The sequence below is a fragment of the Streptomyces sp. NPDC046821 genome, from assembly GCF_040645335.1.
Classification (GTDB): Bacteria; Actinomycetota; Actinomycetes; order Streptomycetales; family Streptomycetaceae; genus Streptomyces.
Map to the genome: position 1 here is coordinate 250,718 of NZ_JBEYYB010000011.1, position 12,441 is coordinate 263,158.

The 12,441-nt window shown below is 68.4% G+C and carries 9 protein-coding genes and 4 pseudogenes; 9 read left to right on the forward strand and 4 right to left on the reverse strand.

Annotated elements, in window-relative coordinates; genetic code table 11:
* Window positions 1–299: 299 nt before the first annotated feature.
* The 4 genes and pseudogenes from ABZ893_RS23820 to ABZ893_RS23835 all read left to right on the forward strand — a co-directional run bounded on the left by ABZ893_RS23820 (window position 300) and on the right by ABZ893_RS23835 (window position 4,646).
* The gene (locus ABZ893_RS23820) at window positions 300–1,847 is read left to right on the forward strand and encodes an MAC/perforin domain-containing protein (protein ID WP_361407094.1); all 1,548 of its coding nucleotides are present in this window, start codon (window positions 300–302) and stop codon (window positions 1,845–1,847) included.
* Window positions 1,848–1,866: 19 nt separating this feature from the next.
* Window positions 1,867–3,015, forward strand: coding sequence for a glycosyltransferase family 4 protein (locus ABZ893_RS23825; RefSeq protein ID WP_361407096.1), 1,149 nt, complete (start codon window positions 1,867–1,869; stop codon window positions 3,013–3,015).
* A 97-nt stretch (window positions 3,016–3,112) separates the two neighbouring features.
* Window positions 3,113–3,829: pseudogene (locus tag ABZ893_RS23830) on the forward strand (MFS transporter); the annotation flags it as partial.
* Between the two features lie 178 nt (window positions 3,830–4,007).
* Window positions 4,008–4,646, forward strand: coding sequence for a DUF6518 family protein (locus tag ABZ893_RS23835; protein WP_361407098.1), 639 nt, complete (start codon window positions 4,008–4,010; stop codon window positions 4,644–4,646).
* 34 nt (window positions 4,647–4,680) lie between these two features.
* Here the strand turns inward: ABZ893_RS23835 and ABZ893_RS23840 are convergent.
* A pseudogene (locus ABZ893_RS23840) lies at window positions 4,681–5,554 on the reverse strand (IS5 family transposase).
* Here ABZ893_RS23840 and ABZ893_RS23845 point away from each other — a divergent pair.
* Entirely contained in the window at window positions 5,525–5,872 is a 348-nt protein-coding gene (locus tag ABZ893_RS23845) for a hypothetical protein (protein WP_361407281.1), read from the forward strand. The pseudogene ABZ893_RS23840 and the gene ABZ893_RS23845 sit on opposite strands and share 30 nt — an antisense overlap.
* A gap of 188 nt (window positions 5,873–6,060) precedes the next feature.
* Here the strand turns inward: ABZ893_RS23845 and ABZ893_RS23850 are convergent.
* Window positions 6,061–7,033, reverse strand: a pseudogene (locus ABZ893_RS23850) (SDR family NAD(P)-dependent oxidoreductase).
* 55 nt (window positions 7,034–7,088) lie between these two features.
* On the opposite strand from ABZ893_RS23850, the gene ABZ893_RS23855 reads away from it, so the two are divergent.
* From ABZ893_RS23855 to ABZ893_RS23865, 3 genes and pseudogenes are all read left to right on the forward strand, one after another.
* On the forward strand, window positions 7,089–7,505 hold the full coding sequence (locus ABZ893_RS23855; RefSeq protein ID WP_361407100.1) for a MerR family transcriptional regulator: 417 nt from the start codon (window positions 7,089–7,091) through the stop codon (window positions 7,503–7,505).
* Between the two features lie 341 nt (window positions 7,506–7,846).
* Window positions 7,847–8,698, forward strand: a complete 852-nt coding sequence (locus tag ABZ893_RS23860; protein WP_361407101.1) for a putative RNA methyltransferase — start codon at window positions 7,847–7,849, stop codon at window positions 8,696–8,698.
* Window positions 8,695–9,051 (forward strand): annotated as a pseudogene (locus ABZ893_RS23865) (transposase); the annotation flags it as partial. The gene ABZ893_RS23860 and the pseudogene ABZ893_RS23865, both read left to right, overlap by 4 nt.
* A gap of 28 nt (window positions 9,052–9,079) precedes the next feature.
* On the opposite strand, the gene ABZ893_RS23870 reads toward ABZ893_RS23865, so the two are convergent.
* Window positions 9,080–10,648 (reverse strand): FAD-dependent monooxygenase, encoded by a 1,569-nt coding sequence (locus tag ABZ893_RS23870; protein WP_361407103.1) that lies wholly within the window; start codon window positions 10,646–10,648, stop codon window positions 9,080–9,082.
* An 89-nt stretch (window positions 10,649–10,737) separates the two neighbouring features.
* Window positions 10,738–11,199 (reverse strand): hypothetical protein, encoded by a 462-nt coding sequence (locus tag ABZ893_RS23875; protein ID WP_361407105.1) that lies wholly within the window; start codon window positions 11,197–11,199, stop codon window positions 10,738–10,740.
* A gap of 448 nt (window positions 11,200–11,647) precedes the next feature.
* Between ABZ893_RS23875 and ABZ893_RS23880 the strand changes: the two genes are divergently transcribed.
* On the forward strand, window positions 11,648–12,406 hold the full coding sequence (locus ABZ893_RS23880; protein WP_361407107.1) for an SDR family oxidoreductase: 759 nt from the start codon (window positions 11,648–11,650) through the stop codon (window positions 12,404–12,406).
* The last annotated feature ends 35 nt before the right edge of the window (window positions 12,407–12,441 follow it).

The window sequence follows — 12,441 nt, forward strand, 5'->3', positions numbered from 1 at the left end:
GTCCCCGAATGCGCCGCTCTCACGGCGCTCCGCGAGGAAATCGTCCCGCCGGCCATTCGCCCAGCTCAACGACCTGAGACGGTCTTGCTGCTGGATGCGCTTGACGCGCTCGCCCCGTCGGTTGCCGCAGCGGACCACGCACCACACACCGGATTGCGGTCACTCGCAAGGCATCGCGCAGCCAGGCTCGCAGATCACTGACAGTTACGCGCTTTCAGCTACACGCTGACAGTTACATGCGCAGCCGGCCCGATGTCCCGCCCATGTCCACGCGCCAAGGAACGAAGGAGCAGATCGCAGTGAGCAAAGCAGTGGAAACCGAAACACCCCTCTCCCAGGCCAAAGCCGTCGGACAAGGCTTCAACGTGTACGGGGCCTACAGCTCCTCGAGCCTGGTACGCCCACTGGTCAACCCGGCCAAAGCCGGCACGACCGTCTTCAACTTCCAGGGCGTGGACTACACGATCCCCGACTACGTGGTCGGAGTGGAGGACACGCGCAGTTACGTGATCAGGAACGTCTCCGAGACCCGCGAAGGGGCGCAGAGCGCGCTGTCCGCGCACGCCGGCGTCGGCGGATCGTACGGCGCGTTCTCCGGAGAGATCGATGCGGACTTCAACCTCGAGCACAACACCTCGTCGAACAGCTACTTCTGCTATTGGCGCTCGATCACCTCGCTCGCCGTCCTGGAGACGAACCCCGACCTGGCGAAGAAGGCGATCAGTGACGACTTCGCCGCCGCGGTCGCCAACCTGCCGCTGCCGCTGAGCCAGGAGAACCAGACGGCGTACTTCGACTTCTTCGCGACGTTCGGACCCTTCTACACCCGGCACGTGTCGCTCGGCGGAGACCTGATGTTCCTCAACCAGGTCACCCGACGCGAGTCCCTGACCAAGTCGAGCGTCGAGCTTTCGGTGAAGGCGCAGTACGAGGGGCTCTTCGCCACCGGCAAGCTCGACCTGTCCGGGATCACCAAGCAGCAGTGGACGTCCTACCAGGACGACTCGAAGGCCACCGTCGAGGGCATCGGCGGCGACCCGTCGCTGCTGGCCCAACTCGCCGGCGTGGACCCCTGGAACTTCTCCAAGGCGTCGGTCGACCTGGCCACCCAGTGGACCCGGACCCTGGGCACCAAGCCCGGCATCGTGGACTTCGACCTGGCCGGGGTGTGGGAACTGATCTCCGACCCCCAGCGCGCTGCCGCAGTACAGGAAGCCTGGCAGCTGTACTCGGAAGTCATGCACCCCAAGATCAACATTCAGAGCTGGTCGACGGCGCTGCCCTGGCCCTGCAAGGTGCCGCCCCGCCCGCCGATCGTGATCTCCGACAAGATCATCAAGCCGGACACCCCGCCCCAGTCCCCGATCGGCGCGCAGGTCACCGTACTGGACGGCAAGGATGCCGTCGGTTCCCACGCGGTCCTCTTCGACCGCTACTACAGCCTTCCGATGGACCGGTCGTGGCCCAAGAACTATCAGGCCATGTGGAACCAGATGGCCGCCGACCTCGACGGCTACGACCAGCGCGGCAACATCCTGCTCATGGTGACATTCGGCGAGTTCCTGAACATGCCGCCGACCGACAGCGCGGTCGCGATGTTCGAGACGGCCGGCGCCTCCTCGACGCTGCAGTACTGGCTCACACACTGCGACCCCGGCAGCGCGACAGGCGATCCGGGTGTCTGGACCGCCATGCCGCGGGTCTACGCCCTGGCGGGTGTCTTCGGGCACGGAACCGGCACCGGCATCGAGGCCTTCGCCGGTGACAGCTACAAGGCCAGCCTGGACATGACGGTGTACCTGTACCGGCAGGCCTACGGCGGCCAGTACGCCATTGCCTTCGGCTAGCGTCCATGGGCCTGCTGACATGCGTCTGCTGATCGTCGGCGAGGGTTCGCAGCACACCGGGTACGCCCGCGTCCTGCGGACCCTCGCCGTGCTGCTGGCCCACGAGTTCGAGGTCTCCTTCTTCTGCCTGATGTCCTCGGCGGGCCCCACCCTCGCGGGGGTCAGATGCAGCGCGCCGGTGCTGCGCGGCGATCCGTACGGCCTGGAGGAACTCCCCGCCGTACTCAGCCGGGTCCGGCCCGACGTAGTGCTCGCCTGCCACGATCCCGCGATACTGGCGGCCCAGACCGAGGTCATCCGCGCACACGGCGGCACGCGCATCGTGCTGTACCTGCCCCTGGAATGGCGAGACCAGGACCCTTCGACGCTGCGCGACCTCGCGTCCGCCGACCGCCTGGTGTGCTGCACGGACACCGCGAGACGCTGGATCCGCGCGCAGACCGGCCTCAGCGCGCCGATCGTCGCGGAGCCGATTCCGCACGGCGTCGACCGACAGGTCTTCGGCCCCGTCGACGCCGAGGGTTTCCCCGACCCTCGGGCCGAGCGCACGGTCGCCCGGGTGACGGCCCGTCGCCTCCTCGGCCTCAACGCCGCCCGTGACACGATCATCTTGAACGCGAACCGGGACACGCCACGCAAACGCCTCGACGTAACCCTCCAGGCATTCGCCCAGGTCGCCGACGAGACGCCTCACACCCGTCTCATCCTCACCCACGGCCAACGGCTACGCGACGACGCACGCCACCCGTCCCTACGCGACCGAGTCTTCATCCCAGACCTGCCGCCTGATACCGACTCAGCCCTGAACCACTACTACAACAGCGCCGACATAGGCCTGAACACCTGCACGGCCGAAGGCTGGGGCATGGTCGCCTTCGAACACGCCGCCACAGGCGCCGCCCAGATCATGCCCGGCCACCCCGCCCTATGCGAGATCTGGGGACCGGCGGCGACGTTCGTGCCCTTCGCGCCATCTGAGGTCGACGGATACGGCCTGGTCGCTCCTGCCGATGTCGCCGACGCACTGCTCTCACTGTGCCGGGACAGGGAACGAGCCGACCGGCTGGGCGAGCAGGCTCGGGCCCGGGCCTGCTCGGCCGGGTTCAACTGGGCGGGTATCGCGCGGCGTTGGAGCGCGCTGTTGGGGGAGGCCGTGGCAGGGCGCTGACTGCGCGGGCGGAGGCGGCGGGCTCTGGGGCCGCGTGTAAGGCCCGGGAAGCCGTCTCCTCCTGTACCGCAGTGCCTGAATGGATAGGGCCCTGCGGATGGACATCACAGACCTGACGCCTCTGGGTCGTCGCATCTGGCAGGCGTTCCCGCGTGGTGTAGCGATCGATGTTCGCCGAGACGAGTCTGAGGACCCCGCGGCTGTTTCAGGGCGCGCACGGACTGCGCGGGCGGAGGTCATCCGGACCCTCGTCCTGGGTGGTTCAGCCGAATCCGGCGAGGCACCCGCTCTTGGAGTACGACGGGGCCAGAGCCGACGACTCGACCTCGCCTCGTTGTTCATCGTGCCGGAGAGCTTGCCGGCTGCTAGTCGCCACACCGACGGCATCGGCGGCACTCTCAAAGCCGCTGTCTCGGTGCTGACCGACCGCTCCTACCTCGGCTACACCCTCGCCTTCTGCTTCGCCGGCGCCACCTTGTTCTGCTACATCTCGGCTTCCCCTTTCCTGCTGCAGAACGTTCTGAACTTCTCCGTCGGCGAGGCATCCGTCGCCTTCTCCATCGGAGCCCTCACCGCAACCTTGTCGAGCGCGGCGGCTGCTCGCCTTGTGGGCCGCTACTCACTCCGGTTCCTCCTGCGCGTGGGGCTGGTCCTGCTTCTGGTGTCCAGTGCCCTGGCCTTGCTCATCACCATCGCCGGGCAGCTCAGCCGCGTATGGGCTCTAGGGCATGTATCGAAAATGGACCTTGGGCGGGGTTCGGGTCTCGTGGCATGGGGAAGTGCTGGTGCCGCGATGGAAACCTTCCCAACGAGGCGGCAAGCATCCAGAACGCGTCTTTCCCCGTACATGTTCGCGCCCCTGGCCGATGGTGTTTCCAGGGCACCCCGAGCGGACGGTGGCGAGGGTGAGCGTCACGCAGGGACGGGGTGCCGACGCGGCCCCCTCAGCGACTATGCATCGAGCGAATACATTGCATATATGGTTCCGGAGCATGGCTCCTCTGACCGCATTCCGCCGCGACACCCCCGGCACCGTGCTCACCGCGACCGCCGTCTTCGGACTGCTGCTCGGCTGGGCAACGTACGGCCTGCACGGAATATCACCCCTGTTGGACCGGGCGACCAACTCGTCGTCTACCTGGATCATCTGGACTGCCGCAGCCGGTGCGCTGATCCGTGACCGGTGGCTCGCCGTCTGGAGCGGGGCGTTGATGATGCTCGCCACCTGCTGCGGCTACTACACGGCGTCCGCTCTTGGAGGCACCTTCGGGAGCGGAGGGCTTGGAACCGCCGCTGTGTGGTCGGTGGCTGGACTGACCGGAGGACCCCTGCTGGGTTGGGCAGGGTGGACCGTACGACGCGCGCGGGGCGACCTGCGAGCGGTTGCCGGGGCCGTTATCGCCATGGTGGTGCTGGGTGAGGGGCTCTGGCTGGGGCTCGAGCTCCGTTACTGGGGAACAGCGGTCGTCTTCCTGACCGCTGGCATGCTGCTCGCCGCCCTCCTGACCGTCTACCTGGCGCGCACCGGGGCGCACCGCTACTGGCTGTGCGCCATGCTCGCTCCCGTGGGCGGTCTCGTCTTCTACCTCGCCGAGAAGGGCATCCTCAACGGTCTGATCGGATCGGTATGACTTCGTCCAGCCCCTCACTCGTCGAATGCGCTGGTCACAGCCGTTCGTTGATGGCCGCTACGAGGACGGTCGCCTCGTAGCGGACCGCGAGCTTGTCGTACCTCGTAGCCACGGACCGGTGTCTTTTGAGACGGTTGATGCCGCACTCGACCGCATGGCGGGCCTTGTAGTCCTCGGGATCGAATTTCGGCGGACGGCCGCCGCGCGAGCCGAGTTTCTTGCGGTTGCGTGCCTGGTCGGCCTTGTCCGGGATGGTGCAGCGGATGCCGCGCCGCCGCAGGTAAGCGCGGTTCTTCCGGGAGGCGTATGCCTTGTCGGCGCGCACGCGATCTGGCCGGGTGCGCGGCCTGCCCGGGCCAAGACGCAGGACGCGGAGCTTGTTCAAGACCGGCTCGAACTGCGGGGAGTCGCCCCGCTGTCCGGCCGTGATCACGAGGGACATGGGCTTCTGGCCTGTTCGACGGCCAGGTGCAGCTTGGTGGTCAGGCCGCCACGCGAGCGCCCGAGCCCGTGGTCATCGGGCTCGACGGCGACGCCGCCGGGTGGCTCCTTCTGCAGTTCCCCTTTTCCTTCGCCCCGGCGGCGTGCTGGTGGGCCCGAACGATGGTGGAGTCGATGTTGATGTCCAAGGTGATCAGCTCTCTCGCGTCAGCCCGCGCCTGGAGCGCGGTGAAGATCCGATGCGAGGTGCCGTCCGGCTGCCACCGACGAAATAAGTCGTACGCCCGGCCCCAAGGCCCGTACTTGGCGGGCAGGTCCCGCCGCGGGACGCCGGTACGGACCCGGAACCGTATGCCGTCGATAAGCTGCCTCCTGGCCCGCGTCGGCGGCCGTCCGGGCTTCTTTCCCTTCGGCAACAGCGGTTCCAGCACCGCCCATTGCGCATCCGTCAGATCTCCACGTGCCACGAAGCAAGGTCATCTCACGTTAAAGATCCACTTTCGATACACGCCCTAGGTCTGGTCGCCATCGGTTTCCTCGGCCTCGGCCAGGTTTTCACCACCGCCACAGCACTCGCCCTCGAACGCGTGCCGTACGCGGCAGGCACCGGCTCAGCCGTGCTAGGTACGGTCCAGAGCGCTTTCGGCGCGGCCGTCGCACCGTTGATGGGCATCACCGGCGGGCACACTGTGGTGCCGCTCTTCCTCGGCATGACTGCCTGCGCGTTGATCGCCGTACTCGCCCTGTTGCTGACCAGGCACCGTGGCGCAGCCACCGCTTCCTGAATCGAGCCGGGTCATGGAGCCCTCCAACTGCGTTGCCCAGGCCTGCCGTTGCGGCAGTCCCGGGCGCACGTGACGCGCGGACGCGGCGAGATCATCGGCCGCCCCGCACACTCACCCCCCGCTGGCTCAGAACCGGGGCCGTCTTCGCCGCCTTCGACGGTCAGTGGGGGAGTTGCGGTGCGGTGACGTCATCGGGTGATCGGCGTGGTGCCGGTCGCGGTAAGGGACAGCTCCCACAGTCGTGCGGCCGCATCGGGGTCGATGGCGTAGGCGCGGACGCCGCCGTCGTCCATGGGGGCATCGGGGGCGGAGATGCCGGCGATGTCGCAGTCCTCCAGGTAGAGACCGCCACGATCGGCGAGGAGAGGGGAGGTGGCGGCCCACAAGCCGGTGGCGGCGCCTTGAGAGGGGGTCTTGAAGTCGGCGGCGATCACGGTGCCGTGTGCGTCCACCCACCCGCGGTCGACTTGCTCCTGGAGCGTCATCTCCCGCTGCAGCCCGGTGATGATCTTGCCGGGGTGGACTGAGAAGGCATGGACGCCGTCTTCTCGTCCGAGGGCGTCGAGGTGTACGGCGAAGAGGGCGTTGGCAGTCTTGGCCTGGCCGTAGGAGAGCCACTTGTCGTAGCCGGTACGGAAGTGCGGGTCGTGCCAGCGGATGTCGGCAAGGGCGTGGCCGGCGGAGCTGTTGACCACGACGCGCGCACCGTCGGCGGCGGCCAGGAGCGGGTAGAGCTCGCAGGCGAGGGTGAAGTGTCCGAAGTGGTTGGCGGCGAGCTGGCTCTCCCAGCCGGGTCCGACCCGCCGTTCGGGGACGGCCATGACTCCGGCGACGGCCATGAGCAGGTCGAGAGTGGCCAGTGAGTGGCGGATGTGTGCGGCGGCGACACGCACGCTGTCGAGGTCGGTCAGGTCCATGGGGATGACCTCGCAGCCCTTCATGTCCGCAAGTGCGGCACGCGCGATGTCAGTTCGGCGTGCCGGGACGATGACGCGGGCTCCGGCGGCTGTGAGGGCACGGGTGGTTTCCAGACCGAGTCCCGGAGTAACCCCCGGTCACGACGGCGCTGGTGCCGGACAGGTCGAGGGCGGCGGTGATGTCCTGGGCGGTGCTGACGGCGGAGAAGGGCGAGCCGAGCGGCCGCTGATCAATGATGGTCATGCCGTCGAAGCTACGATCTAGAGTGAGGTCTAGATCAAGTCCTAGGCTGTGGAGCATGGCCACCACCGGGACTTCTGCACAGCCACTGAGCATCGGCGACGTGGCCGAGCAAACCGGTCTCAGCGTCCACGCGTTGCGCTTCTACGAGCGCGAGGGCCTGCTCGTCGGCCCGGTTCAGCGCACCTCCGGGCGACGGTACAGCGCCATCGACGTCGACTGGCTGTTGATCTGCGTCAAGCTGAGGGAATCCGGAATGCCACTGGCCGACCTTAAGCGGTTCGCCGAGCTCGTACGGCATGGTCCCGGCAACGAGGCGGAACGACTGCAGCTCCTCGAAGCCCATCGGCAGCGCGTGGACGCCCAGATCCAGGCGCTGGAGGAGTGCCGGTCCGTCATCACCTGGAAGGTCGGCGTCTACGCCGACCACCTCGCCCGCGGCAAGGCCGACGGACTCTGGGACCCCACGGCCTGAGACCTCACCGGAGCGTCATCAACTTCTCGCCCCGCAACATCAAGGGGCGAGGAACAACGGAACGAAAACTGGCGCCAGGTCGTGTCTCTCAACTCTTGGGTGCAGAGAGAGGGATGAAGGGCTACGCCGTGCTCGTAGACTTATGACGTGGCATTCATGAGCACCCCGCACTGCTGCTTCCTGTGATCGGAAAGCGCTGAGGGCGACGCCAAGTCGGCGTCGCCCTCCTTGGTGTGCCTGCTGCGTAAATCACGTTCCTGTGCTGCCCGTTCCTTTCTGAGGCAGTGACGCTCTGATCGCGCAGGCACGATCCCTCCCTTCACCCTTGCCAGGAGTGCCTTGTGCCTGTGTCGCTTCCCCCTGCCCTCGATCTGTCCCTCGACCTTCTGCGCTGCCCGACGTGCCGTACGCGTCGCCTGCACCCCGGCCAGGGCGCATTGCGTTGCCCGGTGGGTCACACCTTCGACATCGCCCGCCGCGGCTATGCCGGCCTCCTGACGGGTACCCGCGCCACCAGCGGTGACGATGCGGCCATGGTCCAGGCCCGGGACCGGTTCCTGTCCACCGGCGCCTACTCGCCCATCCGCGAAATCGGGGCCCGCCTGGCGGCCGACGCCGTGTCTGAGCAGGGCACGGTGGTGGACGTGGGGTGCGGCACGGGCTACTACCTGGCCGGCGTGCTCGACCAGATGCCCGGTGCCCGTGGTCTGGGGCTGGACACATCGGTGCGCGCGCTGCGCTCGGCAGCCCGTGTTCACGACCGAGCCGCTGCAGTGGCCTGGGACGTCTTCCGTCCCTTCCCGCTGGCCGGTGGGGCGGCCGATGTCGTACTGGACGTGTTCGCCCCACGCAACCCGGCCGAGTTCCACCGCGTACTGCTCCCGACCGGCCGGCTGATCGTGGTCCGGCCCACCGGGCGGCACTTGGCCGAGCTGCGTGGCCAGGTGCCTGCGATGGTCACGATCGACCCGGCCAAGGAACAGCGCCTGCGCCAGGCGCTCAACCCCTACTTCGAGGCCGTCGTCACTGAACAGGTGGAATACTCCGCGCCCCTGACCAGGCCCGATGTCCTGGACCTCGTAGCGATGACGCCGAGTGCACGCCACGTGAGCCGTGCAGAACTGGACGACGGTGGCGTCCTGCCCGATCAGGTCACTGTCTCTGTGCTGGCCACCGCCTACCGGCCTCGGTGACCCCGAGCGGGCACACGCGCCTGTTGACCGACGAGCAACGGGCAGGCCTGGCGCCCTGTCTTCGCCGCAGCGCGGGAAAGGCAGGGCGTCCGGTCGCCGACCACCGTCGCAACATCGAAGGGATCATCTATCGGTACCGCACGGGCATCCCCTGGAGAGATCTGCCCCGCGAAGCATTCGGTCCGTGGCAGACGGTGTGAAATCGCCATCGCAGGTGGGCGGCTGACGGCACCTGGGGCACGGCTCTGGCCCGGGTGACCGCCCAGGCGGACTCGATCAACGGGATCGACTGGACGGTCTCGGTCGACTCGACGATCAACCCGGCCCACCAGCACGCCACGAACACGGCTCGTGGTTCGAGTCAGTCAGCAGAGCGGCGGATCAGCCCGGCGTCACCGCACCCTCTGGCACTCCGAACCACTCCTCCAGCGCCTCCGCCAGCCCGGCCGTCGACGTCAGCGCGTGCGCCCTCGCGTCGGCCGCCCAGGCCGTGAAGCCGTCCGGACGGACGAGGACCGCCGCCAGGTCCGGGCGAGACGGGCAGCCGGCCGTCAGGGTGTCGACGCGGCCGGCATATCCCGCAGCGAGCGCCCGGAGTTCCGGGTCGTCGGTGAGGTCGAGCAGGAGCGCCCGGCCGCCGTGGAGGTGGTCCGCGAGGCGGCCGCCGTCGGTGAGTTCGAGGTCAGGGGTGCTGCGGCCGGTCAGCGGGTGCTCGCCCGGCAGCTCGTACCGCACCCCTGCGCTGTTGAGCCGCGCGGTGAGGTACGTGGTGCCCACGACCGTCCCCGCCAGGTCGCTGACGATCTCGCGCAGGGCCCGGGACTGCGGGTCCGGGCGCATGGCCGCGACCTGGGACCGGGTCCAGTCCAGGACCCCGGCACCGACCGGGTGCCGCTCGGAGGTGTACGTGTCCAGCAGCCCTTCCGGCGCCCGGCCGCCGATCACCGCGGCGAGCTTCCAGCCGAGGTTCATCGCGTCCCCGATCCCCAGGCTCAGCCCCTGGCTCCCGAACGCGGAGTGCACATGCGCCGCGTCGCCCGCCAGCAGCACCCGGCCCTTGCGGTACTCGGTGACCTGGCGGGCGTGGTCGGTGAAGCGGGTCGCGGTCCGCACCCCAGTGATCGTGACGTCCACGCCGGATACGCGGCGCAGCCGAGCCTGGAGGTCCTCGGCGGTGACCGGCGCGTCCCGGTCGGCCGGCGGGCCGTCGAACTCCACGGTGACGACGCGGCCCGGCATCGGCCCGTGGGCATACACCCCGGTGTCCGTGGCGGTCCAGCCGACCTTCAGGTCCTCGGCGCCGGTCACCTCCACGACCGCCTGGTGACACGTGATCTCCGGGTCCGTACCGGGAAATTCGAACCCTGCGAGCTTGCGGACCGCGCTGCGGCCGCCGTCGCAGCCCACGAGCCAGCCGGCGCGTATGGTCCCGTGGCTGGTCCGCACGGTGACGGCCCCGTCGTCCGCGTCGAAGCCGGTCAGCTCCACTCCCCGGCGCACGTCGACGCCGAGTTCGTCCGCCCGCCCGCCGAGCAGCCGCTCGATGTCCTGCTGCGCCACGAAAGCGATCTCGGCGGCGGGTCCGGCGTCGCCGAGGCCCGGTTCCGTACGGTCGACGAGGTCGGCGCGCAGCATGATTCCGGCGAAGTGCCCGACGATCCCGAGCCCTTGGCCCGCGGCCCCGCCTCCGTCGCCGCCGTTCCGCTCGCGCAGGAATGACTGGAAGCGGTCCATCGTCTGCCGCTGCACCTCGGCCAGCGCCGGCAACATGCCTCGGCGGTAGAGCGCCTCGGCGCTGGGCGTAGTGATCGCCCCGCCCTTGATCGTCGGGTCCACTTCGGTGAGACGCTCCAGGACGGCCACCCGCGCGCCTCCGAGCCGGAGCTCGCAGGCCAGCATCAGTCCGACCGGGCCGCCTCCGGCCACCACTACGTCTACGTCATAGTCCATGGCGCCGACTATGACCGAGGGCCAGAGGAGCCAAAAAGCCGACGAGGTGTCAAGGGACCAGCCCCGGGAGGGGAATGGGGCCGGCACGGTCAGCGCTGAGAGCAATTTGCTTTACAGGACCATGCCGCCCTCTGGAGTATGGGAGAAATCCGCGCCGGCGATGTCGTCAATGCCGCCTGTGATGCGCTGGTCGCCGGACTGACAGCCCCGGTCTGCGGATCCTCGCCGCTCGCACGCGCGCCGAGGCGGACTACGACGTCCACGACCTGCTTCCCGCAGCACTCGCCGAACTCGGCCTCACCTTCTGTCCGGTCGGCAGCGAGGCCGGTCAGGAAGCCGCCGCCCGAGCCCTCGCACGCCGTATGGTCGCCGGAGAGCTCACGCCTCGGGAGTTCACCTTCCGGATACACCAGCGCCACGGACATGAGCTGCCCCTGACCGAGCGGCTCGCCGAACTCGACGATGAGTACGACGTCCTCGAATACGGCGACAGAACCGTGGACCAGGTCGATGCCGAGGTCACGGCCGAAGCCTGCCGTATCGCAGCCCACCCCACGGTTCCCGATGAACCCACAGATACGCCCAGTTGATGCATACAGAAAGACTCGCGAGTTCCCGCTTAACAGGCTTCGGTTTCCCTGAACCCACGCGGGCCTCTAGGGGGTTGATACCGGTGGGCTCGCGTATTCAACTGTCACGAGTTCTCCGGATTGCCGGCTCCTCCGGCTGCAGAGAGTGACGTTTGTTCTGGCGGCGAATGCACCTGTTCTTGGGCGGCGAATGCACCGGCGATGGTTGAGCGCGAACTCACCGGTGTCAGGCCCCTCATCGTGGCCTCGTCGACCTGGCACCCAGCCTGCCGCCCGGGGGTGACCAGGCGAAACGCGAGGTCCGATACCCGCCAGACTCGGCTGCCGCCGTACTGCAGTCTGACGGAGGTGGTCGTGCTCCGGGCCCGGCCGACCCCACTGATATCACCTCTCCGAGAAAGGTCTCTCCATGTCTTCCCGTCTGGACTCCAAGGTCTTCGTCGTCACCGGCGGCTCCTCCGGCATCGGCCTCGCCGTCGCGCGGCGACTCGCGTCGGAAGGTGCCGCCGTCGTCATCGGCGCCCGTCGCAAGGACATCGGTGAAGGAGCTGCCGGGAGCATCCGGGCCACGGGTGGCAGGGCCCTCTTCGTTCCCGCCGATGTCTCCGTCGAGGCCGACGCCGCTGCGCTGGTCACGGCGGCGCTCTCCGAATTCGGCAGCCTGGACGGGGCGTTCAACAACGCCGGCTCCATCAACGCCTCCGGCCCGGTGTCCAGTATCGACGGCGCCGACTGGAACGCCGAGATCGCACAGAACGTCACCAGCGTCTTCAACTGCCTCAAGCACCAGATACCGGAGGTGCTCAAGACCCGCGGGGCGATCGTCAACAATGCCTCCAACATGGGGGTCGTCGCGCTGCCTGGCGTCGCCCCGTACGTCGCCGCAAAGCACGCGGTCGTGGGCCTGACCCGGGCCACCGCGCTCGAAGTTGCCGAACAGGGCGTGCGTGTCAACGCCATCACCACCGGTGGCGTCGACACGCCGCTGGCCCGCACCTCGATGCTGACCAGCGACGAGGCCGTCGAGCAGATCTCGGCAATGCACCCGGTGAACCGCATCGCCCGGCCCGAGGAGATCGCCCCGTTCGTGGCATTCCTGCTGAGCGACGATGCCTCGTTCATCACCGGCGCAGCGCTCGCGATCGACGGCGGATTCACAACCCGCTGACCGCCTACCGGTGGGCTCTCTGTTCTGCCAGCGGC